The organism is Paraburkholderia sp. USG1 (assembly GCF_031570135.1).
Classification (GTDB): Bacteria; Pseudomonadota; Gammaproteobacteria; order Burkholderiales; family Burkholderiaceae; genus Paraburkholderia; species Paraburkholderia dioscoreae.
The window spans coordinates 23,276-43,975 of sequence record NZ_JAMWXW010000050.1 but is presented as its reverse complement, the minus strand read 5'-3'; the positions used below and the strand labels follow the sequence as shown (position 1 = coordinate 43,975).

The 20,700-nt window shown below is 62.8% G+C and carries 26 protein-coding genes; 13 read left to right on the top strand and 13 right to left on the bottom strand.

The features are described 5' to 3' along the window. From sctS to sctC, 12 genes are read right to left on the bottom strand one after another with little or no spacing between them, the layout of a single operon-like run. Entirely contained in the window at positions 1–276 is a 276-nt protein-coding gene (gene sctS, locus NE850_RS37700; RefSeq protein WP_007175528.1) for a type III secretion system export apparatus subunit SctS, read from the bottom strand. Beyond that, a complete protein-coding gene (gene sctR, locus NE850_RS37695) occupies positions 273–908 on the bottom strand; it encodes a type III secretion system export apparatus subunit SctR (RefSeq protein ID WP_007175529.1) in 636 nt (211 codons plus the stop codon). Before sctR ends, sctS begins: the two co-directional genes overlap by 4 nt. After that, on the bottom strand, positions 905–1,876 hold the full coding sequence (locus NE850_RS37690; RefSeq protein WP_007175530.1) for a FliM/FliN family flagellar motor switch protein: 972 nt from the start codon (positions 1,874–1,876) through the stop codon (positions 905–907). The genes sctR and NE850_RS37690 overlap by 4 nt, the downstream gene beginning before the upstream one ends. Then, the gene (locus tag NE850_RS37685; RefSeq protein ID WP_007175531.1) at positions 1,873–2,679 is read right to left on the bottom strand and encodes a FliH/SctL family protein; all 807 of its coding nucleotides are present in this window, start codon (positions 2,677–2,679) and stop codon (positions 1,873–1,875) included. The genes NE850_RS37690 and NE850_RS37685 overlap by 4 nt, the downstream gene beginning before the upstream one ends. After that, entirely contained in the window at positions 2,673–3,248 is a 576-nt protein-coding gene (locus NE850_RS37680) for a hypothetical protein (protein WP_007175532.1), read from the bottom strand. Before NE850_RS37680 ends, NE850_RS37685 begins: the two co-directional genes overlap by 7 nt. Continuing rightward, positions 3,245–4,090 carry a type III secretion system inner membrane ring lipoprotein SctJ gene (gene sctJ, locus NE850_RS37675; protein WP_007175533.1) on the bottom strand — a complete coding sequence of 282 codons (846 nt, stop codon included), beginning with the start codon at positions 4,088–4,090 and terminating at the stop codon, positions 3,245–3,247. The genes NE850_RS37680 and sctJ overlap by 4 nt, the downstream gene beginning before the upstream one ends. Continuing rightward, a complete protein-coding gene (locus NE850_RS37670; RefSeq protein WP_310700245.1) occupies positions 4,090–4,413 on the bottom strand; it encodes an acyl carrier protein in 324 nt (107 codons plus the stop codon). Before NE850_RS37670 ends, sctJ begins: the two co-directional genes overlap by 1 nt. Before the next feature lies 1 nt (position 4,414). Continuing rightward, positions 4,415–4,870, bottom strand: coding sequence for a hypothetical protein (locus NE850_RS37665; protein WP_007175535.1), 456 nt, complete (start codon positions 4,868–4,870; stop codon positions 4,415–4,417). Between the two features lie 56 nt (positions 4,871–4,926). Continuing rightward, positions 4,927–5,274 carry a hypothetical protein gene (locus tag NE850_RS37660; protein WP_007175536.1) on the bottom strand — a complete coding sequence of 116 codons (348 nt, stop codon included), beginning with the start codon at positions 5,272–5,274 and terminating at the stop codon, positions 4,927–4,929. A 17-nt stretch (positions 5,275–5,291) separates the two neighbouring features. Then, on the bottom strand, positions 5,292–5,549 hold the full coding sequence (locus tag NE850_RS37655) for a hypothetical protein (RefSeq protein ID WP_157187744.1): 258 nt from the start codon (positions 5,547–5,549) through the stop codon (positions 5,292–5,294). After that, positions 5,527–6,624 carry an FHA domain-containing protein gene (locus NE850_RS37650; RefSeq protein ID WP_165185446.1) on the bottom strand — a complete coding sequence of 366 codons (1,098 nt, stop codon included), beginning with the start codon at positions 6,622–6,624 and terminating at the stop codon, positions 5,527–5,529. Before NE850_RS37650 ends, NE850_RS37655 begins: the two co-directional genes overlap by 23 nt. Beyond that, complete coding sequence (sctC, locus tag NE850_RS37645; RefSeq protein ID WP_007175539.1) at positions 6,614–8,743, bottom strand: type III secretion system outer membrane ring subunit SctC; 2,130 nt, start codon at positions 8,741–8,743, stop codon at positions 6,614–6,616. Before sctC ends, NE850_RS37650 begins: the two co-directional genes overlap by 11 nt. Positions 8,744–9,026: 283 nt before the next feature. Here sctC and NE850_RS37640 point away from each other — a divergent pair, with 283 nt between their 5' ends. From NE850_RS37640 to NE850_RS37595, 10 genes are all read left to right on the top strand, one after another. Then, complete coding sequence (locus NE850_RS37640) at positions 9,027–9,479, top strand: ribbon-helix-helix domain-containing protein (protein ID WP_232064122.1); 453 nt, start codon at positions 9,027–9,029, stop codon at positions 9,477–9,479. A 143-nt stretch (positions 9,480–9,622) separates the two neighbouring features. Further along, complete coding sequence (locus tag NE850_RS37635) at positions 9,623–10,015, top strand: hypothetical protein (protein WP_007175541.1); 393 nt, start codon at positions 9,623–9,625, stop codon at positions 10,013–10,015. A 498-nt stretch (positions 10,016–10,513) separates the two neighbouring features. After that, complete coding sequence (locus tag NE850_RS37630; protein ID WP_007175543.1) at positions 10,514–11,083, top strand: TIGR00645 family protein; 570 nt, start codon at positions 10,514–10,516, stop codon at positions 11,081–11,083. 54 nt (positions 11,084–11,137) lie between these two features. Continuing rightward, the gene (locus tag NE850_RS37625; protein ID WP_007175544.1) at positions 11,138–12,661 is read left to right on the top strand and encodes a fumarate hydratase; all 1,524 of its coding nucleotides are present in this window, start codon (positions 11,138–11,140) and stop codon (positions 12,659–12,661) included. Between the two features lie 189 nt (positions 12,662–12,850). Continuing rightward, positions 12,851–13,330 (top strand): bacterioferritin, encoded by a 480-nt coding sequence (gene bfr / locus NE850_RS37620; RefSeq protein WP_007175545.1) that lies wholly within the window; start codon positions 12,851–12,853, stop codon positions 13,328–13,330. A 213-nt stretch (positions 13,331–13,543) separates the two neighbouring features. After that, positions 13,544–14,431: a glutamate racemase gene (gene murI / locus NE850_RS37615; protein WP_165185440.1), complete on the top strand. Its 888-nt coding sequence runs from the start codon at positions 13,544–13,546 to the stop codon at positions 14,429–14,431. Positions 14,432–14,646: 215 nt separating this feature from the next. Beyond that, positions 14,647–14,883 (top strand): bacterioferritin-associated ferredoxin, encoded by a 237-nt coding sequence (locus NE850_RS37610; RefSeq protein WP_035516932.1) that lies wholly within the window; start codon positions 14,647–14,649, stop codon positions 14,881–14,883. 258 nt (positions 14,884–15,141) lie between these two features. Next, positions 15,142–15,873: an energy transducer TonB gene (locus NE850_RS37605; protein ID WP_007175548.1), complete on the top strand. Its 732-nt coding sequence runs from the start codon at positions 15,142–15,144 to the stop codon at positions 15,871–15,873. Between the two features lie 28 nt (positions 15,874–15,901). Continuing rightward, positions 15,902–16,633, top strand: a complete 732-nt coding sequence (locus tag NE850_RS37600) for a MotA/TolQ/ExbB proton channel family protein (protein WP_007175549.1) — start codon at positions 15,902–15,904, stop codon at positions 16,631–16,633. Positions 16,634–16,649: 16 nt separating this feature from the next. Next, positions 16,650–17,069, top strand: coding sequence for a biopolymer transporter ExbD (locus NE850_RS37595; protein WP_007175550.1), 420 nt, complete (start codon positions 16,650–16,652; stop codon positions 17,067–17,069). A 354-nt stretch (positions 17,070–17,423) separates the two neighbouring features. On the opposite strand, the gene NE850_RS37590 is transcribed toward NE850_RS37595, so the two are convergent. Next, complete coding sequence (locus NE850_RS37590) at positions 17,424–18,410, bottom strand: LysR family transcriptional regulator (RefSeq protein WP_035516308.1); 987 nt, start codon at positions 18,408–18,410, stop codon at positions 17,424–17,426. A 122-nt stretch (positions 18,411–18,532) separates the two neighbouring features. Here NE850_RS37590 and NE850_RS37585 point away from each other — a divergent pair, with 122 nt between their 5' ends. From NE850_RS37585 to NE850_RS37575, 3 genes are all read left to right on the top strand, one after another. Then, positions 18,533–19,411 carry a pirin family protein gene (locus tag NE850_RS37585; RefSeq protein WP_007175553.1) on the top strand — a complete coding sequence of 293 codons (879 nt, stop codon included), beginning with the start codon at positions 18,533–18,535 and terminating at the stop codon, positions 19,409–19,411. Between the two features lie 185 nt (positions 19,412–19,596). Next, positions 19,597–19,995: an OsmC family protein gene (locus NE850_RS37580; protein ID WP_007175554.1), complete on the top strand. Its 399-nt coding sequence runs from the start codon at positions 19,597–19,599 to the stop codon at positions 19,993–19,995. Positions 19,996–20,019: 24 nt separating this feature from the next. Beyond that, positions 20,020–20,502, top strand: a complete 483-nt coding sequence (locus NE850_RS37575; RefSeq protein WP_007175555.1) for an SRPBCC family protein — start codon at positions 20,020–20,022, stop codon at positions 20,500–20,502. Positions 20,503–20,700: the final 198 nt, after the last annotated feature.

Sequence of the window (20,700 nt, the reverse complement as noted above, 5' to 3'; positions counted from 1 at the left end):
TCAATGCAAGCGGCCCGCCGCGATATAGGTGAACACGTGCGCAAGGAAGCGCGAGAGTTCGCGATTCGCCCACGGCGCGGTGATGATCAGTACGCCCCCTACGCAGATGATCTTGGCGCCATAGGGCAGGCTCTGGTCCTGGATTTGCGTGACCGACTGCAACAGGCCGATCAGCAGACCAACGGCGGTGGCAACTGCGAGCGCGGGCAGCGAGAGCCAGAACACCAGCATCAGCGCATCGCTCGACAAGTTGGCAAGAGAAGGCAGGCCGTTCATTTGACGTAGCTGACGATAAGGCCGTGCATGAGCTTCGACATGCCCGATACCGACACGAAGATGAACAGCTTCAACGGAATCGACACGGTGCTCGGCGAGAGCATCATCATGCCCATCGCGCTCAGCACATTGGCGACCACCAGATCCACCACCAGAAATGCGATATAGAGCAGGAAGCCCGCTTCGAAGCCACTCGATATCTCGCTGATCAGAAATGCCGGAATCAGCAACTGCATGTCCGTTTCGCGCGCTTCTCGCTCCGGATCGATCCGTTTCGCGGCGCCGACGAGAAACTGCCGTTCGTCGGCTCGCGAGTGCTTCAGCATGAAGTCGCCCAGCGGGCCGCGCACGGCCTGCAGAAGTTCGGTGGCGCGCGGCATCGCACCGTCGCCGTTATCGAGCGCGGCCTCGATCTTCGAAATGGTCGGCGCCATGACCACCAGCGTCGCCGCGAGGGCGAGGCCGGAGATCACGAGATTGCTCGGTGCCTGCTGCACCCCCAATGCGGAGCGCAGCAGCGTGAGCACGATGCTGAACTTCGTGAACGAGGTGGTCATAGCGACTGCGAGTGGCATCAGCCCAAGCATGAAGAACAGGCTGATGGTCTGCAGCGGATTGAACTGATCGGTCATGCCGGCAGATCCTCCTGGGTTAGCCGCGTGACGCGCACGCCCATCGCGCCTTCGATATCGATCAACTCGCCACGAGCAAAGGGAATGCCCTGACACAAAAGCGTGACCTTGCGCTCGCGCGCCGGCAACCGGAACGCGACGATCGAGCCTTCGCGCAGATGCGCCAGTTCGGCTACCGACAACGACAACGTGCCGAGCACCGCCTCGAAGGCGAAGGTGATCGAGTCGATCGGCAGCAGTTCGCTGGTCACTTCGACGGGCTGGGTTTCATCGGTCATCACACGGTCTATCACGGTGTACTCCTTGGTAAATTGGAACAGGATCCGGCATGTGCCGACTCGCAATGGCACACGCAGGTAGGTGGAATCGCGGTCGAATAGCAGTGCGTCACCGACCGCGATCCTGCGCAGCCTCGGCAGCGATAGCCACGGACCGGGCATGCAAACCGGCAAGCGTATGTAAAGGCGGCTCAGCAATGCGTTTCTGGAAGGCGCGGGCGGTATACGCAATCGCAGCCATTCATCGACCGCCGGGCTGCAAAATGAAAAATGGGCGGTGCGACCGCTCGTCGTGTGGGTCACCGCGAGGCCATAGGCGCCCTGCTCCGGAAAGCCGTCGAATGCGACACCGGTGAGTTCGATCGTGAAGCCGAACAGTCCCTCGAGCGCACACAGCCAGTCACTCAACGCGTCCGCGACATGCAGGAGCGCCGCATCGCCGCGCGCCTCGGTCACTAACGGCGTCAGCTCCGGCAGCAACGCGCCGGCATCGCAGCCGGCACTGAACGGTGCCTGCCCGGCAACACCTGATACCCTTAGCGGATAGCGTGCGCGGCACGGCTCGAACAGCAGCGTGAAACCCCGCGTGCCGACCGACACCGCATGCGGACTGCCGAAGTGGCGGATCGCCAGGTTGATGCGCTCAACGTCCGCGAGCGCTACGGTCTCCATGTCGGGCCAGAGAGTCATCCCACCTCCCGCGCGAGTGGCCGCCGGAACACACGGACTGTGTTCGGCAAGGGCGGCTGCGCACTCGGCACACTCGGCGTACTCGGCGATGCCCGCGTCGACAAAGGCGCCGCCAGCGCGGCCAACGTCTGCCGCACGCCGTGCCCAACCATATCGAGCGCCGTATGTCCGGAGCCATCAGCGAAGTCATATTCGCGCAGCAACGCCGCCACGCTGTCGCGAATGCCGCGCTCCAGCGCCGGCAACTGGATCTTCAAACCGCCGTCGATCACGCCAGACTCGGTCTCAACGACGCATGCATGAGCGGGTAGCCCCACGTCGGCAAGCACGCTGCAAAGCGGCGCGCCAAGTTCCTGCTCGAGGGTCGCGATCAGACGGACTGCGTCATCGAAGTCGGCCGGTGCGACTCGCACCGACACCAACCGCTGCGACTGCGCCACCATCAGCGCACGGCGCAGTTGATTGGACAACACCGCCGACGGCGGCAGTTGACCAACAATGTCGCTCACCGCGCTGAGCACGATTTGCGTGAGCCTGTCCTCGATACGGTGGGCAGCGAACGCCGCCGCACCCATATGTCCCACCTGTTCACGCAGCGCCGCCGCCGTTCCGGCGGCCCGGCCGCGGCGCCACGCGCGGCGCTTGAGCTCACGCACTTGCCTGGCGAGGCGGCGGCGCTCGTGCGCCAGTTCGGCCGCACGGTCCGAGTCGACGGCGCGCAGGCCATCGAGCGACGCCAGTTCGTGCGCGCTCAGATGCCCGTCCGATTCGATCCGCCAGGCGCCCATTCGACAGATCAGCATGGATGGGCCTCCATCAGACGGCGGGCCTCGGCGACCAGTTTGCGTGCGTCGGCAGAGGACAGTTCACGCACGCGATAACTGCTCGCGGCCTCGCAGATCTCGCGCGGCAAGCGCAGGCTCCACCAGAACGCGTAGCGCGAATCAGCGGCGGCGGCGAGCGTCAGTGCCAGGCCAGCCGCCGTCATGTCGCGCCGGCTGAACAGCGACGGCGTCGGCTCGACCTTCAGGTCGTCCGCTGCGGCGCGCGGATGCCGCTGAATTTCCGCCAGCAACCGCGGTGCGACACCGGCCGCAAACGCGGCGCGGCCCTGCGCGGCGACGACGCGCCGCAGAGAAGGCGCGAACGCGAGCGCGGCGACGATCCGGCACAAGCGCGCACACGCGGGCCGCGGCCAGATCGGCAGCACGGGCGGCACATCAGCCAGCGCCACCCGAACCAGTTGCGGATAACGGCCGAACAGAAATGCGTGGGCGGCGCGCGCGGTGCGTTCATCACGGACGGGCTGCCCGCGTTCGAGCCAGCTGTGATGCGCCCAGTAGGCCGGTGCGCAGGTATAGGCGTGCCTCATGCGTCGCCCTCGGCATGGCCGGCGGACTTCGCACGACCGCTCCCGTCGGCTGCGTCGGCGCGCTTCTTCGGCTTGAACCACGTGCGCCTTCCCGAATCCCACAGCCAGATCGATCCGCTCATCAGCAATACTAGCAACGCCAGCACAACCAGCATCGCCGTGGCGCGCGACGGCACGTAGCCGTTACTCTGCGGGCAGGTCGTCGCGGCAACCGCACCGGCGGCACCGGCGACATCGTCGCCGGCTGCGCAGTTGCCGGGGAACGTCAGCACCGGCGTGACCGCGACGAGCGTCAACGAGACGCGCGCAGGCGTCAGCCCTTCGACGCCGCCCGCGACCAGCGCACGAATCCGGTCGCGCATCGGCTCGAGGTTGTAGTCGCTGCGATAACGCATCATCACGGAAGCCGACGGCAGCGTGTCCTGCGCCGGGTCCATCGGATCCTTTTCGGGCAGCACGATGTGTACGCGGGCAAGCAGCACGCCGTCCATTTTTTCGAGCGTCTCGGAGAGTTCCTGCGAGAGCCCGTACACGTAGCGGACACGGTCTTCCTCGGGGCTCGAAATAAGCCCCTGGCGACTGAACAGATCGCCGAGATTCGCGTGGCCGCCGCGCGGCAGTGCATAGGCGCTCGCCAGTTCGGTGGCGATTACCGCATCCTCGTCGTCGACCGTGATGTTCCACGTGCGGTCGGGGTTGCGCTCCTTGTAGCCGTTGATGCCGTGGTGGCTCAACGCGGCGACGATACGGTTCGCCTGGTCCTCGTCCAGGCCTTCGAAAAGCGAGGTTCTGCAGCCGACGAGGAAAAGTAGCACCGGCAGCAGGATCAGGGCGCGGCGCATCAGCTTCGCTGCGTCAGGGTCTGGATCGCACGGCCGATGTCGTCGGCGACGTGCGTCATCATTTGCGTTTGCACCTCGAAGGCGTTCAGATCGACCTGAAGACGCAGCATGTCTTCCGTCGAGATATGGCTCGCGCCGAATTGGTCCAGGTGCTGCGACAACCGTCGCGTCGAGGTGTCCTGCCTGTCCTGCGCACTCGCCAGCAGCCGCTCGAGTGGCGATACTCCAGCGCCTGCTCCGTCTGCGGACGCGCCAGCAGCGGGAGATACGGGAGACAACGCGCCGGCTTGCAGCGGCACGATAGTGTCGGGGAGTAGCAACATTTCAATACCCGTTTCGAATAGTCAGTCGTTCAATGGTTGAAAGGGATGCTGCGGTGGGCTCGACCTGCGCAACGCGAGCAGCGGCAAAGGGCGCGCATTCAGGCAACTTCAGGAATGCCGCTGCCATCGAAGTCGCGCCAGGCTGGTCGCTGTCCGCCACGGTCATCAGCATGCGAGCGCCGAGCGCGTAATGTCCTTCGAGCACCTGGCACACGCCGAGCCAGGCGCGCGCGAGCACGCTGTCGGGCACGGCCTCCAGCGCGCGGCCGAACAGCAACGCCGCACTGGGATAGTTCGCGCGATCGAGTTCGATGAGCCCCAACCCGAGGTATGGGAAAGCTCGCCGCGGGTATAGCAGCGCCAGCCGGCCGAACAGATAGCGCGCCTCGTCGAAGCGTCGATGGACGCGGGCGTAGTGACCTATCGAAATCAGCAGTTCCAATGTGTCGTGCTGCATCTGCAATGGCTCCCCGAAGACGCCGCGAGGGCGTCTTCGACCTGATTAAAGAGGCGTTAGTGGGTTGCCTTCGCGGTGTCCTTCTGCGTATCGCCCACCCCCTGAATCATGTTGGTGCCGAGCGAGGTATCCGTGTTCATCTCGGTCACCGCCTGCTGGAGTTTCAGCATGTCGGTATTCCCTTGCGAGTTGTCGGCGCCGTTGCCCTGCTGCGCGCCGCCGCCCTGGACCTGCTGCATTTGTTGACTGACCTTGTCATTGTCCTGTTTGAGTTTTGCCAACACGACGGCGAGAACATCCGACGTCGAAATGCCGCCGGCCTTGTTCATTGCCGGTACGCCGCCGTTACCGGTGAAGGCATTGCCGCCAGGATTCGGGGACATGGCCGTATTGATTGGATTCATAGTTTCCATTCCTTAACTTAATCGTGCGCGTTCCTGAAGCTGACGCTTCGTTCCACCACCTGTCGAGCCGCGCACAAACACTCGACAAGCAAAACCATTTCTTTTTTTAACGCTGGCGACGCGCTCGGCAATGCGCTGTTGAGGCAGCCGATCTCATGCGTCAACCGGGCGACGATTTCCTCACGGCCGAGACCGTCGGCTTCGGCAAGCTTCGCCTCGATAGGCAAATCGCCGCACATGCCGAGCGCGCTTTTAGCGGCAGTTTTTTGGCTCATGAACTGCGCCCATAAGAAATTCGTAGATCGAACCATCGTCGCGCGTCACCTCCGCCGCGCAGGCCGAGATTCGCGTAATTCGACCAACAGGCAATCGCGCGCCGACGAAATAGCGCACGCCCTGGGCGTCGGTGAGCCAGACCGCGTGGCTACCGGACAGCAGATTCATCCCCAGCGCCTCGAACGGCACGCGCACCTTCGCGCCCTCCTGTACGTGGCCGGGAAACGCGAGCCCACGTAGTCCATCGATCTCACCGCGCGCCAGTCTGGCAACGCGTGCGTAATCCCATGATTCAGGCGACAGGAAGCCCTGTGCGCCAGGCAGCACCACCGTGAACGCACCAGGCTCGGCGGGCCGCACCTCTGCGCCGCGGTAATAACGCGCGAGAAAATCGCCGAGTTGCTCCTGCAACTGCGAGAGCACGATCACATGCATCACCGGCGTGCGCTGCCGCGACCATGCCCGCGCGGTTAGCGCGGCCAGATCCGCGGGCGATTGCACGTAGCCCTCGTAGACAAGCGCGCCGGACTTCGCATCGGGACGCGTCTTCACGAGCCGGAACGCGTCGTCGCCACGCGCTGTATGCGGCGCGCCCGGCATCGCCGGATTCGACGCCAGCCACGCCAGCAGCACGAAGGCCACCGGAACTGCAAAGACCGTCGCCTTCGCAACCGGCGACGCGCCGGACCAGCGTTTCGCGCAGTAAGCGAGCGGCGCGTGGCGCAATAGATAGGCATACTCAGCGTCGCCCGCCATCGACGAGGTCGGTGCGTCACGGCCGCCGAACTGGAAGGTCACCGCTCCGGCCGAAAACCAGGCGCCGCGCCGCAACAGCACGCGCCGCCCCGGCGGCAAGCGCCTGCCGAACACGGCGACGCCGGGCTGGTGAGCCAGCAACTCGAGCGCCGCGCCGCGTAACTGGGCGGTGACGTGCAGCGGTTCGACGCCTTCGTCGATCACCATCAGATCGGCTTCGCTGCCGCTGCCGATCCGCAGCGGTCTTTCGGCGGACAACGCGACGCTTGCGCCGGTATGCACGCCGTCCGTCACGAGGATCAATGCGTCAGCGGTCATGGCGGTCATCCCAAGGCATCTTGCGTGTCGGCTGCCACGCGGGCAGTGGCGGTGGCGACGACGCGGACGGCAGCGGCGCAGTCGGGGCAGCGCTCGCCGGCAGCGTCCGCAGCGCGGCGGTGACGGCTGCGGACGGGTTGGCGGTGCCCGGGACTGTGGTGGCCGTCGGGACGTTGGTGGCCACTCGAAGCGTCGGCGGCGTCATCCGTGTCGCCTGCGCGGACAATCCTGGCCCGGTGCCCGCAGCGGGCGCAAAAGCGGCGGCGGGCGCAAAGTCCGGCCCCGCGCCTCCGGTCATCACGGCTTGCCCCGCCGTGACCGCCCCACTGGCCGGTTCTCCATTGCCACCCGCGCGTTTCAGGCGCGGTGTAATCAGGATCAATCGCTCGAGCCGCTCCCGCGTCGTCTGGGTATCGCGAAACAACGCGCCGACGTAAGGCACGTCGCCGAGCACCGGCACTTTCGAAGTCGTGCTTTCGCTGCGCTCATATTGATACCCGCCGACCAGCAGACTCTCGCCGTCGCGCACGATCGCCTGGGTGACGATCGAATGGTTGTCGACTTTCGGAATGCCGTCGACCGACATCGACGTATTGAACGCGCCATCGTCGATCTGGATGTTGAGCCGGATATTGCGGCGCGGCTCAGCGGCCGATTCAATGCTCGGCGTGACCTTCAGCGTGAGACCGGTGTCGATGTTGTAGAGGTCGACGTCCTGGTTGCCCGCCACCCGCACATAAACCGAGCTGTGCGAAGTCAGCACCGCTTCCATATTGTTCAGCGTGAGGACTTGCGGACTCGACAGCACACGGGCCTGGCCGGCGTCTTCCAGCGCGTGGATCTGCGCGAACAGGTATTGCGCCGAATTGCCGACCAGAGTGGCGAGATTCAGTCCGCTCGCCACGCCGGCCGCGGTCGCGAGAGCCGGCGCACCGAAAGTCAACGGCGAGTTGATGGTCCCCGACGCCGCGCTGACCCGCCCGTTCGATCCGCCCCACGCCACGCCCAACGAGCGCGCCGCGCTCGACGATACGTCGATCACGACCGCGTCGATCTCGACCAGTTCTTGCGGCTGGTCGAGCATCGCAATGGCGCGCTCGTAGTTCGGCATCATCGACACGAGGTCGTTGATCACCACGGAGTTGGTGCGCGGGTCCGCGATGATGTTGCGTCGCGCAGGCGTCGCGCTGGGCTGATCGGTCCGGCCCGGCTCCGAGGTTGCCGCATCGGGCAATGGCGGCGGCGCGCTGTCGCCGTCGGCCGATGCGCCGCCGGCGAGACCCAGACCGCGCAGGCTCGGCAACGGCGGCGGAGCGCCGCGCGCGCTGCGGGCATCGGCGCGGACATCGGCGCGTGAGCGGGCCGCCGCGCGCGGCGCGACAGCCTGCCAGGTGTCCATCATGACCCGCCGCAGTAGCGAGGCCACCCCGGGCACCACCTGGTCCTGCGATCCCACCGTATAGTGCATGTCCTGCGCCTGCGCGTAGCGCAGCGGGAAAATGCGAATCTCGGTCTGGTCGAACGACGGCTCCGCGGTGCTCTGCCGCTGCGCCTTGTCGATCGCCTCGGCCACGGCGTCGACAAAAGCCACCGGGCCGGCGACCTTCGCGGTCGTCGCGGAGTACCTGATCGGCAGGCGCGGGTCGTCCAGATCGAGGTTGCGCAGCAACGACGCAACCGCTTCGCGGGTCATCGGCGCAAACGGGATCACCTGGCTGCGCACTCCTGCGGCGGTTGCGACGTGCATCGCCTTGCCGTCGAAATACCAGACAAGGCCGTAAGCCTCGACCAACTGCATGAAGACGTTGCCGGGCGTGTCGTCGAAACGGCCGTTGACCACGCCCTTCACGTCGCGGGCGATGTCCGCGGACAGCCCTTCCACCGCGAGCACGTCGCGCAACACGTCCGGCAACGGCGCGCCGTTCGCGGCATAGTGGATCGGTGCGCCGTGCCAGACAGGCGTAGCGGCCTCAGCCTCGGGGGCCAGAAACACCGCCCAGGCCAGCGCAAGCTGACCCGCCACCTGAAACATGGCGGCACCCGTCGCGCACGATGGCAAGAACTGCGGTCCGCCGCCACCCTTCTTATTGGGCGAACCATTTCGGCTCATGATAAGCATTGAAAATTCCTGGCTACGTTGCATTGATTACGTCAGTGAAATTTAATCGCGCCGACACCGCTGATGGTCATATATATGCATGACGCCATATGTTCATTTGAAGCGCGACCAATCCAGCCGATTTTTATCAAGTATGCGCAAAGCCAATGCGCATGATTCATGCGCTCTCAATCGACATATTCGGTTCGCATATCCCGAAAATAAGGCGATGCGCTAAGTGAAACGTCATACATCTTTATGACCAAGTCGGATTATTGCGGAGAGAAGATGGACTAGCCGCCACTTGGACTCATCCGAACATGAGAAACAACCCGCGCGACTCACGTCGCAGATGCATGGCTATCTTGAAATGCATCAGGACATTCACTGCCGTAATGGAGGCACTCCATTCCCGTATTCCTACACGTGTAAGCACATGCGGATGACACGGTATTGCAATTTCACCCCGCAGCTCGCCAAGCCGCGGCAACGCTCCGTCAGAATCAACGGGCTGGCAACCTGTCTACGGCTCGAGGAAGTGTATTGGCGAATCATCGAAGAAATCGCACGCCAGGAATCTGTGACTGTAGGAAAACTGATTTCCAGATGGGCACTTGAAATTGATCTGACTCAGGAAGCCATCTGTAATTTCACCGGCTTTGTCAGAATAATCTGCGTCACCCAATTACTGGATAGAAAACACCCGATCGATCTGGATTTAATCGATCCGGATGTGTCCGTTGGCCAGCTTGGATAAACTACAGGAGATTAATAGAAAACAGCCAAATTTGATTTATACATTTCCGCATGTCAGGCATCCGGAAGCTGATTCAGCAATTTCCGAGAAAACAGCTATCCGCATGCATTTTTCCTCTTACCTGATTTTAGGATTTGACGACGATGAACGCGATCAACAGAATCGGCAACAACAGCATGCAGTTCGATGCGGGCAACATGGCAGCACGCAACGAACCGCAGAACCGCACTGATTTCACTTCGGTCCGGGCATTTTCCACGGAGCACACTCACAATGCCGGCGACGATATGCAGTCCGGTTCCGCGAGGGCTGCATGGCGCCCCTATCACCCGGCGGCAATGGACAACGGCATGCTCAGGCAGCAACAAAACACGACGGAGCAAACAGGCGGCGCGGACCCTTCGCAGGGCGGTGGGTTGATCGGGAACATCGTCAACGCGATAGCCTCGGCCGTATCACAGATTGCGCCGCAGATCACGAGCCTGATCGCGCCGTTGCTGGGCACCACCGGTGCACCAGGAGGCGGCGCCGCTTGACGTAGCGGCGAACGCAGCCGACCACCGCAACGCCCGTCGCCACATCGCTGTGGACGCGCCCGCGGAGGTCGGCTGTCATCCGCGGCTGTCATCCGCCGTTGGCACGAGAGCCCGGCCTGCCTTTTCGACGCAATCAACGCTCTGCGAAAACGGCGCCTGCTCCCCATACCGTACGCGTAGCGTCGGCACAACGGCTATTGATCTGCGCCTCCTCCCGCCCCGCCGCGCACCCTGCCCGCCGCAATGCAGCAAATTTACCCGACGCTGTACAATAGCGCGCCTGACACGAGCTTTTGCCTTTGCGGCCTCCCGTGTCTGTGCACCGCGCCGTCCGCGCCTGGTTTGCCTGATCTGCGTGCCTGATCGGCGTGCGTATTTGTATATTGCGTCTCGCGCATTCCGGCCCGGCGCATCTGGTCCGTGTTCCGACACCTGCGTTTCATCTGACTCTTGCCCATGTCCGCTCCGCGACCCGACTCCGCCCAACAGCGCCGCCCCATGCGCCCGCTGCCCGCCATCATCTTTATGAGCCGCTGGCTGCAAGTGCCGCTCTATCTCGGTCTGATCGTGGCGCAGGCCGTCTACGTCGTGCTCTTCCTCAAGGAAGTCTGGCACCTCGTCACGGCATCCCTAACGCTCGACGAAACCAACATCATGCTGGTCGTGCTCGGCCTGATCGACGTGGTCATGATCTCGAACCTGCTGATCATGGTGATCATCGGCGGGTATGAAACGTTCGTGTCGCGCCTCGGCGTGGAGGGTCATCCGGACGAACCGGAATGGCTCGACCATGTGAACGCCGGCGTGCTCAAAGTCAAATTGTCGATGGCGCTGATCAGCATCTCGTCGATCCATCTGCTGAAGACGTTCATCAGCCCCGATCAGAATTCCACGCATACGATCATGTGGCAGGTGATCATCCACGTGGCGTTCCTCGTCTCGGCAGTCGTGATGGCACTGGTCGACCGCCTCACCACGCATACGCATCCCAAGCATTTCGAAGAGCCCGCGGTGCTGCACGCCGTGGGTGCCGTTAAAGGTTCCACTCCCCTGAAGGCGCACGACTGACCGCGCTGTCCCGCGTGTCCGACAACAAGCGCCCCTGTCTCCACTGAGCTAGCCATGACCGTCATCAAACAGGAAGATCTGATCCAGAGCATTGCTGATTCGCTTCAGTACATCAGCTATTACCATCCGCTCGACTACATCCAGGCCTTGGGCCGCGCCTACGAGCTCGAACAGAGCCCCGCCGCGAAAGACGCCATCGCGCAGATTCTCACCAACAGCCGCATGTGCGCCGAAGGCAAGCGCCCGATCTGCCAGGACACCGGCATCGTCACGGTGTTCGTGAAGGTCGGCATGGACGTGCGTTGGGACGGCGCGACGATGGGCGTCACCGACATGATCAACGAAGGCGTGCGCCGCGGTTATCTGAACCCGGACAATGTGCTGCGCGCGTCGATCGTGAATCCGCCGGAAGGCGCCCGCAAGAACACGAAAGACAATACACCCGCCGTGATCCACTACGAGATCGTGCCGGGCAATACGGTCGACGTGCAGGTCGCCGCCAAGGGCGGCGGTTCGGAAAACAAGTCGAAGTTCGCGATGCTGAATCCGTCGGATTCAATCGTCGACTGGGTTCTGAAGACCGTGCCGACCATGGGCGCGGGCTGGTGCCCGCCGGGCATGCTCGGCATCGGCATCGGCGGCACCGCTGAGAAAGCGATGGTGATGGCGAAGGAATCGCTGATGGATCCGATCGACATTCAGGACGTGATCGCACGCGGCCCGCAGGACTGGATCGAAGAACTGCGCGTGGAGCTGCACGAGAAGGTCAACGCGCTCGGGATCGGCGCGCAGGGTCTCGGCGGTCTCGCCACGGTGCTCGACGTGAAGATCATGGCCGCGCCGACGCACGCCGCGTCCAAGCCGGTTGCGATCATCCCGAACTGCGCGGCCACGCGTCACGCGCACTTCACGCTAGATGGCTCGGGCGCCGCCAAACTCGAGGCGCCTTCGCTCGACGCATGGCCGAAGGTGCATTGGCAGCCGGACACAGAGAAGAGCAAGCGTGTCGATCTGAACACGCTCACGCCGGAAGAAGTCGCTGCGTGGACGCCGGGCCAGACGCTGCTGTTGTCGGGCAAGATGTTGACGGGCCGCGACGCTGCTCACAAGCGCATTGCCGACATGCTGGCAAAGGGCGAAAAGCTGCCGGTCGACTTCACGAACCGCGTGATTTACTACGTCGGCCCGGTCGATCCGGTGCGCGATGAAGCCGTCGGTCCCGCTGGCCCGACCACGGCAACGCGCATGGACAAGTTCACCGAGATGATGCTGGCGCAAACCGGCCTGATTTCGATGATCGGCAAAGCCGAGCGCGGCCCCGTCGCGATCGAGGCGATCAGGAAGCACAAGGCCGCTTATCTGATGGCCGTGGGCGGCGCCGCGTACCTCGTGTCGAAAGCGATTCGCAGCGCGAAGGTTCTCGCGTTCGAAGACCTCGGCATGGAAGCGATCTACGAGTTCGACGTACAGGACATGCCGGTCACCGTGGCCGTCGATTCGAGCGGCACCTCCGTTCACCAGACCGGCCCGAAGGAATGGCAGGCCAAAATCGGCAAGATTCCGGTCGCGACGGTTTGATTCGCTGCTAACGCCTGTCACGCCTGTCGAAGAGCCGGGACCGCGGTCCCGGCTTTTTTGTTGCCGCGCGCAATGCCAACGCGACAGGCAATACCCGAAACAATGTCAAAAGATACTTCTGTTTCCTTGGCTTTTTCAGGTATGGCGTTTATTGTTGTTGAAAATTCAAATTCCCCAAAAGGAAATACCATGCAAGGCGACAAGAAAGTTATCGAGTACCTCAACGCGCAACTGAAGAACGAGTTGACTGCGATCAACCAGTACTTCCTGCACGCGCGGATGTACAAGCACTGGGGTCTCGACAAACTCGGCAAGCATGAATATGACGAATCGATCGGCGAAATGAAACATGCCGACTGGCTCATCGAACGCATTTTCATGCTCGACGGTCTGCCGAACCTGCAAGATCTGCACAAGCTGCTGATCGGTGAGGAAACGAAAGAGATCCTCGAATGCGATCTGAAGCTCGAACAGATTTCGCAGGGCACCTGCAAGGAAGCCATTGTGTATTGCGAATCGGTGCGTGATTTCGTCTCGCGCGAAATCTTCACGAAAATTCTCGACGACACTGAAGAACACATCGACTGGCTCGAAACCCAGATCGACCTGATCGACAAGGTCGGTATCCAGAACTATCAGCAAACCGCAATGGGTTCGGTCGAGTCCTGATCGAATCACGCCGCGAGCGCCCCGCGCGCCGTTCGTGGGTCTGCCCGTTCGCAACGGATGACACCATGGATGGCGACCCTTCTGGGGACGTGCGGAAGAAGTCCTCCTGGGGGCGCTCTGGAGGACGTCCTCTTCGGGGCGCCACACGGGCGATATACTTGCGCACCTTTCCAGGTTCCCTTGAGCGCCGTGCCGCACGCATCCTCTTCGCCTATGCCCGCAGAATCAACGTCTACGAATACAGGAATGTTCACGTCTGGCGCCGGGTCGCGCGCACCGGTCGGCATTTTCGATTCGGGTCTCGGCGGTCTGTCGGTATTGCGGGCGGTCCGGGCCCAGTTGCCTGACGAAGCGATCCTGTATGTCGCCGACTCGCTCTACGCCCCCTACGGTGAGCGCGACGACGATTTCATTGCCGACCGCACGCTCGCGATCGGCGAATGGCTGGTCAAGCAAGGCGCAAAGGCGCTCGTGGTCGCCTGCAATACGGCAACCGCGCAGTCCATCGCAATGGTTCGAGAAAAACTGCCCATTCCACTGGTCGGCGTCGAACCCGGCATTAAACCCGCTGCCTTGCAGTCGAAAACCCGCGTCGCGGGCGTGCTCGCCACGCAAGTGACGCTGCGCAGCGCACGCTTCCAGGCGCTGCTAGAACGCTATGCGGCAGATTGCCGCTTTCTTTGCCAGCCGGGCCACGGACTGGTGCAGGCCGTGGAGCGTTGCGACATCAGCTCCGCCGAATTGCACGCGTTGCTGCGCGGCTACCTGCAGCCCATGCTCGACGCGGGCGCTGATACGTTAGTGCTCGGCTGTACGCACTACCCGTTTCTCGATACGGCGATCCGCGATATCGTCGGCGACCGGCTTGTGCTAATCGATACGAGCGTCGCCATTGCGCGTCAGCTGGAACGGGTACTGGACCAGCACGGCCTGCGCGCGGCCCCGGAAAGCGGTGGCACTGCTCTGCCCCGTTTTTATTCGACCGGCGACGGCACGCATCAGCAGCAATTGGCAGCCACCCTGCTGCACATCGATGCAACGGTCGAACAGGTGCTGATCCCGTCTCGCCGCACGGCCGCGTCGAATTCCCAAGCCGCATAAATTCACCGACACTTCCGTTTTTTGCGCCGCCAGGCCGCTTCCCGCGCACTTTTTAGACGCTTTGGCGCGCCGCCGACTACCCGCGTCAAATCCCGCCTTATAGACGAAACCCTTCCAAGAGTCTGGTTTTGTTACAAAAAATCATGCAGGACGCTTGCCAAACGGCTCAAACAAAATGATAATAATTCGCATTAACGTTAGCTATGACGCCTGCCATGATTGTCTGTGTCTGCAAGTCTGTTTCTGACCGAAAGATCCGTGCCTCGATCGCGGACGGTGTCGATTCGTTCGACGAGCTTCAGTTCGAGCTCGGCGTCGCGTCCTGCTGCGGCAAGTGCGCGGAGTCCGTGCGCGACGTCATGATGCAGAGCGGCGTGTGCGCGACCCGGTGCGGTTTCGAGCATAATCAGCACGCTGTACCGCTGACGTTTTACGAACGCAAGGCTGCCTGAGACCGGGTTGCAAGGCGCGGCCACCGCCGCACCAAGGGCGCTCGCCGCCCACTGCCGTTCTCGCTGTTCACGCGTTATCCCACTGCCGTCAGCAAGCCAGTATTCGTACCAGCCAGCTACCCGCCTCACCCTTCAAAGGAGTTCGAGATGGAATTGCTGATTGGTTTCGTGACTACTTTGTTCATTTCGCTGCTGATTTTTCGAACATGACGACGTCTTGCCTGACGCGCTGCTTCCACAGCGCGCCGCCACGCTAATATGCCGGCCACGCATACCATTTCGGCCGGCACCATGCCGGCTTCGTCTTCCCGACTGAATTCCCGCGTCCTGACCGCAACTGCCGTGGTGGCAGTGATCCACGTCGCACTGCTGGCCGTGATCCTGACCTTGCGTCACGACCCCGTTCAGCCGGCCCTCGAATCGCATGTCATGACCGCGCAGTTGCTGCCGCCCACACCGGTTGCCGCGCCGGTCGCGATGCAGTCGATCGCGCCGCCCACGCCGACGCCGCCGGTTCATACCAAGCCCAAGGTCCAGCCCAAGCCGACCCCGACGCCCAAGCCCACGCCCAGACCGCTGCCCGAATCCGCCGCGCCTTCGCCTACGCCCGTCGCCGCGCCCGATCCGACGCTGGCCGCGCCGGCCGCACCGGTTGCACCGCCCGCGCCCGCCGCGCCGGCAATTAGCCGCCAGACGATGGAGATCAGCGCGCCCAAGAACGTCTCGCATCTCGATTGCAACATCGCCGAGCCCGACTATCCGGCGCTCTCCAAGCGTCGCGGCGAAACCGGCACCGCATATGTGAGGTTCGTGGTCGGCCTGACCGGCAAGCTCGAAAGCATCGAGCTGAAGAAGAGCAGCGGCTTCAGCCGCCTCGACGACGCCGCGCTCTCCGCCATGCACGCGAGCGCCTGCAAGCCATTTCTCGAGAACGGCCAACCGGTTCGGGCTGCCTATACCCAGCCTTTCGACTTCAATCTGCACGATTGAGACAGATTTCAAAAAAAAAGGAATTGCAATGCAAAACTACGGACTGGCGCACGTGTGGGCGCAAGGGGATTTCGTGACGCGCGGTATCGCGCTCACGCTGCTGATCATGTCGGTGATGTCGTGGACCGTGATCGTCATCAAAGGCTGGAATGTGATGCGCCTCAAGCGCCTCACGAAGAATGCCGAACAGGCGTTCTGGCATTCGGACGATCTCGCCGACGGCGTGAAGAAGCTCGGCGCCGGCTCGTCGACGCCGCAGGACAACCCGTTTCTCGCACTGGCGCTGTCGGGCCAGGAAGCGGCCGATCACCATCATCAGACGCAACCGCATCTGCACGATCGCATGGACGTGTCGGATTGGGTCACGCGCTGCCTGAAAGACACGATGGACGAAAGCGTCGCGCGCATGCAGAGCGGTCTCGCAATTCTCGCGTCGATCGGCAGCACGGCGCCGTTCGTCGGGCTGTTCGGCACGGTGTGGGGCATCTATCACGCGCTGCTGGCGATCGGCGCGAGCGGCCAGTCGTCGATCGATCAGGTCGCCGGCCCGGTCGGCGAAGCGCTGATCATGACCGCGTTTGGCCTGTTCGTCGCAATTCCGGCGGTGCTCGGCTACAACGCACTGACGCGCGCCAACAAGGCGGTCGTCGCCAAACTGAGCCGCTTTGCGCATGGCCTGCACGCATTCTTCGTGACGGGCGCGCGCCTGTCGTCGTCCAGACGCGGCGACGGCTTGCGTCTCGCCGCCCGCACGAACTGATCGACGAGGCACTCCGATGGCAATGAGCCCCTTTGCCGGCGACGATGACGACGGCCTGATGAACGAAATCAACATGACGCCGCTCGTCGACGTGATGTTGGTTCTCCTGATCGTGTTCATGGTGACGATCCCGGTGATTCGTCACGCGGTCAAGATCGATCTGCCGCATGCAAGCAGTCAGAAAGAAGACACCAAACCCGCCCAGGTGACAGTCGCGGTCGACGCGGACGGCAACGTCATGTGGGACGACAAAAAGGTTGACGACGCCACCCTGCGCGAGAAGATTGCGCAGGCCGCGCAAGCCAACCCGCAACCCGAGCTGCATCTCGACGCGGACCGCAAGGTGCCGTACGAAAAAGTGGCGGAAGTGATGTCGGCGGCCCAGGCCGGCGGCCTGACGAAGATCGGCTTCGTGACGCAACCGAAAACGAAGTGATGCGACAAAAAGCCCTTTAAACAGGGGCAAAAAAGTAAAAGGCCTTCATCGTCAGATGAAGGCCTTTTTTTGTGCGCACTCGGCGCCTTCGGGCGGCGGGATCATTTGCCATCGGTCGAAGATTGATAGCTGCTTGAGTCACCGCATGCGACAGCCGTGATCGACACGGACAGCGCGGTCAGCCCTATCAGGCCCGCTATGATAGCGGCCATGAGTTTCCGCATAAGAGACTCCTTAGCGAAGGGATTTCACTATAGGCCCGGTAGCGCGCGCATTCAAGCAAACGGCCATTGAAAGTACTCATGACAAGCCGCGCTTAAATGCTAAAAGCGATGTTGTGGCGCATGAGAAGTGCTATGACGCAATCGCGAACGCCGGCTGCGCCGCGCCTTTTTCCTCACGTGCGGGACACTCGCCCGTGATGTGCTTACCGTCGTCGGGATCGAGCATCTCGACCAGATAATCGACAAAAGCGCGCACCGCCGGCACCATCCCCTGGCGCGACACGAATACGGCGTACAACTGCGGCGTCGGGAATGTCCAGCCCGGCATGACCGGCGACAATTGTCCGGCTCGCAACGCGGCGCCGTACATCATTTCCGGCAACGCGGCGATGCCCACGCCAGCGAGCACCGCTTCACGGATCGTCATCAGATCGGCGGTCACGAGGCGCGGCTCGTGTTCATGCGCGTGCCGCGTGCCGTCCGGTGCGATCAGGTTGTAGACGTGGCGTCCGTCGCCGGTCGGCACGTCGAGCGTTTCGAAGCGGTTCAGATCGGCCGGCAGCAACGGCGGCGCATTCTGCTGCAACAGGCTCGGCGCGCCGACCAGCATCTGCTGCGTGCGCCATAGCGGCCGCACCACGATGTTGGCGTTTTCCGGCGGATCGGAGCGCACCCGCAGCGCGACGTCGACCGAATCCTCGAACAGATCGATCACGCGGTTCGTCACCCGCATCACAACGCGCACCTCGGGATAGCGATGCATGAATTCGGGCAGGATCTGCGACAGGATGGTCTGAGAAATCGTGACGGGCACGCTGACGCGCACCGTGCCGCGCGGCGAGGAACGCAGTTGCTGAACGACGTTGACGGCTGCCTGCGCCTCGCTCAGCATCGCCTGACAATGCTGGTAGAACAGTTGCCCGGCTTCGGTCAGCGCCAGCTTGCGCGTGGACCGCTGCAGCAGACGCACGCCGAGCGACGCTTCCAGCTCGGTCAGGCGGCGCGACAGTCGCGACTTGGAAATGCCCAGCACGCGTTCGGCGGCCGAAAAACCGCCATGTTCGACGACCTGCGAAAAATACATCAGGTCATTCAGATTATGTGAATCGATCTTCATCTCATCGTTCCAGTAATAGAACAATCCATTGCGTGAGGGCGGCTGGCACCCCGGAAAACGGTCCCTATAATAGCTCCATGTTTCAAAAATAACGCTATTCCCCATTTTTTGAGGTGACTTTGATGAGCACGAGCCGCACGATCGAACGCACGTTTCCCGCCGTTCGCACGACCGAGGGTGGCGGCTTTATCGTCCACCGCCCGTTTCCGACCCGCCTGCTGATGGACTTCGATCCGTTCCTGCTGCTCGACGAAATGGGGCCGATCGACTATGCGCCGGGCGAGGCCAAAGGCGCGCCCGACCATCCGCATCGCGGCTTCGAGACGGTGACCTATGTGCTCGAAGGCCAGTTCGGCCACAAGGATTCGGCCGGCCACTCCGGCACGCTGCACGCCGGCGACGTGCAGTGGATGACCGCGGGCGCGGGCGTCGTGCACAGCGAGATGCCGGACCCGTCGTTCGTCCGCACGGGTGGGCGCGTACACGGCTTGCAGTTGTGGGTGAATCTGCCGCGCCGCGACAAGATGATCGCGCCGCGCTACCAGGAAATGCCGTCCTCGAGCATTCCCGTGGCGACGTCCGCGGACGGCAAGGTGCGCGTCAAGGTGATCGCCGGCGAAGCGCTCGGCGTCAAAGCCGCGATCGAAACGCGTACGCCGATTCTGTACCAGCATTTCTCGCTGCAACCGGGCGCGACGATCCGGCAGCCGGTGCCGGCCGACTATCGCGTGTTCGCCTACAGCCTGTCCGGCCAAGGTTTCTACGGTGAAGGCGAAGCGCGTCAGGAAATCGGCGCGCAGAAAATGGTCGTGTTTCAGAACGACGGCGACTCCGTGACGCTCACGGCCGGCACGGAGCCGCTCGAAGTGCTGCTGCTGGGAGGCGTGCCGCTGAAGGAGCCGGTGGTGCGCTATGGCCCGTTCGTGATGAACACGGAAGACGAGATCCGCCAGGCTGTCGTCGATTACCAGGCCGGGCGCATGGGCGCGATCACGCATTGAGTTGAGTCGCAGGCGGGCGCGGCGCACGCACGCGGGCACACTCACGCGCAGCTTGTGCGGCGTCCCAAGGCGCGAAGGCCGGTAAGTTCGTTCACATTCGTTCACAATAGCGATTCAGGCCGCGCGCCGCTCAGTCATCACGAGCCTTGGCGCGCGGCGATTTCCGTCCCTGTTCAGGAGCGCGCATGGCAGAGTCCACCGTCACCGCCCACATCGGTTCGACGAATTTCCAGGTTCTTTTCGACGACGGCAAACACACGTGGCTGGCCGACGAACCCGAGTCGCTCGGCGGCGGTGATCGCGGGCCCACACCGGTCTCGTTGCTGTTGTCGAGCCTTGGCGCGTGCACGTCGATCACGCTGAAGATGTACGCTCAGCGCAAGGGCTGGCCGCTTGCCGACGTGCGCGTGACGCTCTCGCTCGAAACCGGCGAGGCGGGCACGACCATCGACCGCAGGATCGTGCTGGAAGGCGAACTGTCCGACGAGCAGCGGGAACGGCTCTTGCAAATTGCCAATCAGTGCCCGGTTCACAAGATCCTCACGCATTCGATCACGATCCGTTCCGGGCTCGCCGTCGCGTAATCGCTTTCATAGGAAGCCGTCGTTTTGAATTTCGAACACCTTATCCAGATCAACGACCCGTTGAATCCGTTTGTCGAATCCATGACCCGCGCGCAGTTGTGGGAGGGTCTCGTGCTGCGCGCCGAACAGCCGCAACTGTTCGTAATGGGACTCGACAGCTGCACGATTCTTTCGCGCGACGGCAACGTGCTCGAACGGGAACTGCACTACGGCCAGGCGACCGTGCGCGATCGCGTCACGCTGGAGGAGAGCCAAAGCGTGCGCTACGACATTCTGCAGACGGCAGACTACGTCGGCGGCTCGCTGACCATGACCATCGAGCAACCGGACGAACTGCAGTTGTTCCTGCGCTTCGAGTACGCAACCACGCTGCCCGAGTCGACCGATCCCGACGCGCACCAGACACAGGAAATCGTGAAGTCGGCGTATCGGGAGAACGATATCGATACCGTTCGGCTTATCCGTCAATACGTGCAAGCGAAGCAGGAGCCCGGCTCGCTGCATTGAATCCGGCGGGCGGGCTTCCCGCTGCGCTTCTCACTGCGCTTGCTATCGCCGGCAAGGCCGCCAATCGGCGCGGCGGCCTTCTTCCGTTTTCTCCGCCGATCCGCCACTTCATCGTACGACTATCGAAACTCAAATCCGATCAATTTCTCTTTCTTGTAAATAGGAATAGTTATCATTTAGAATTAACTCATCGAATCG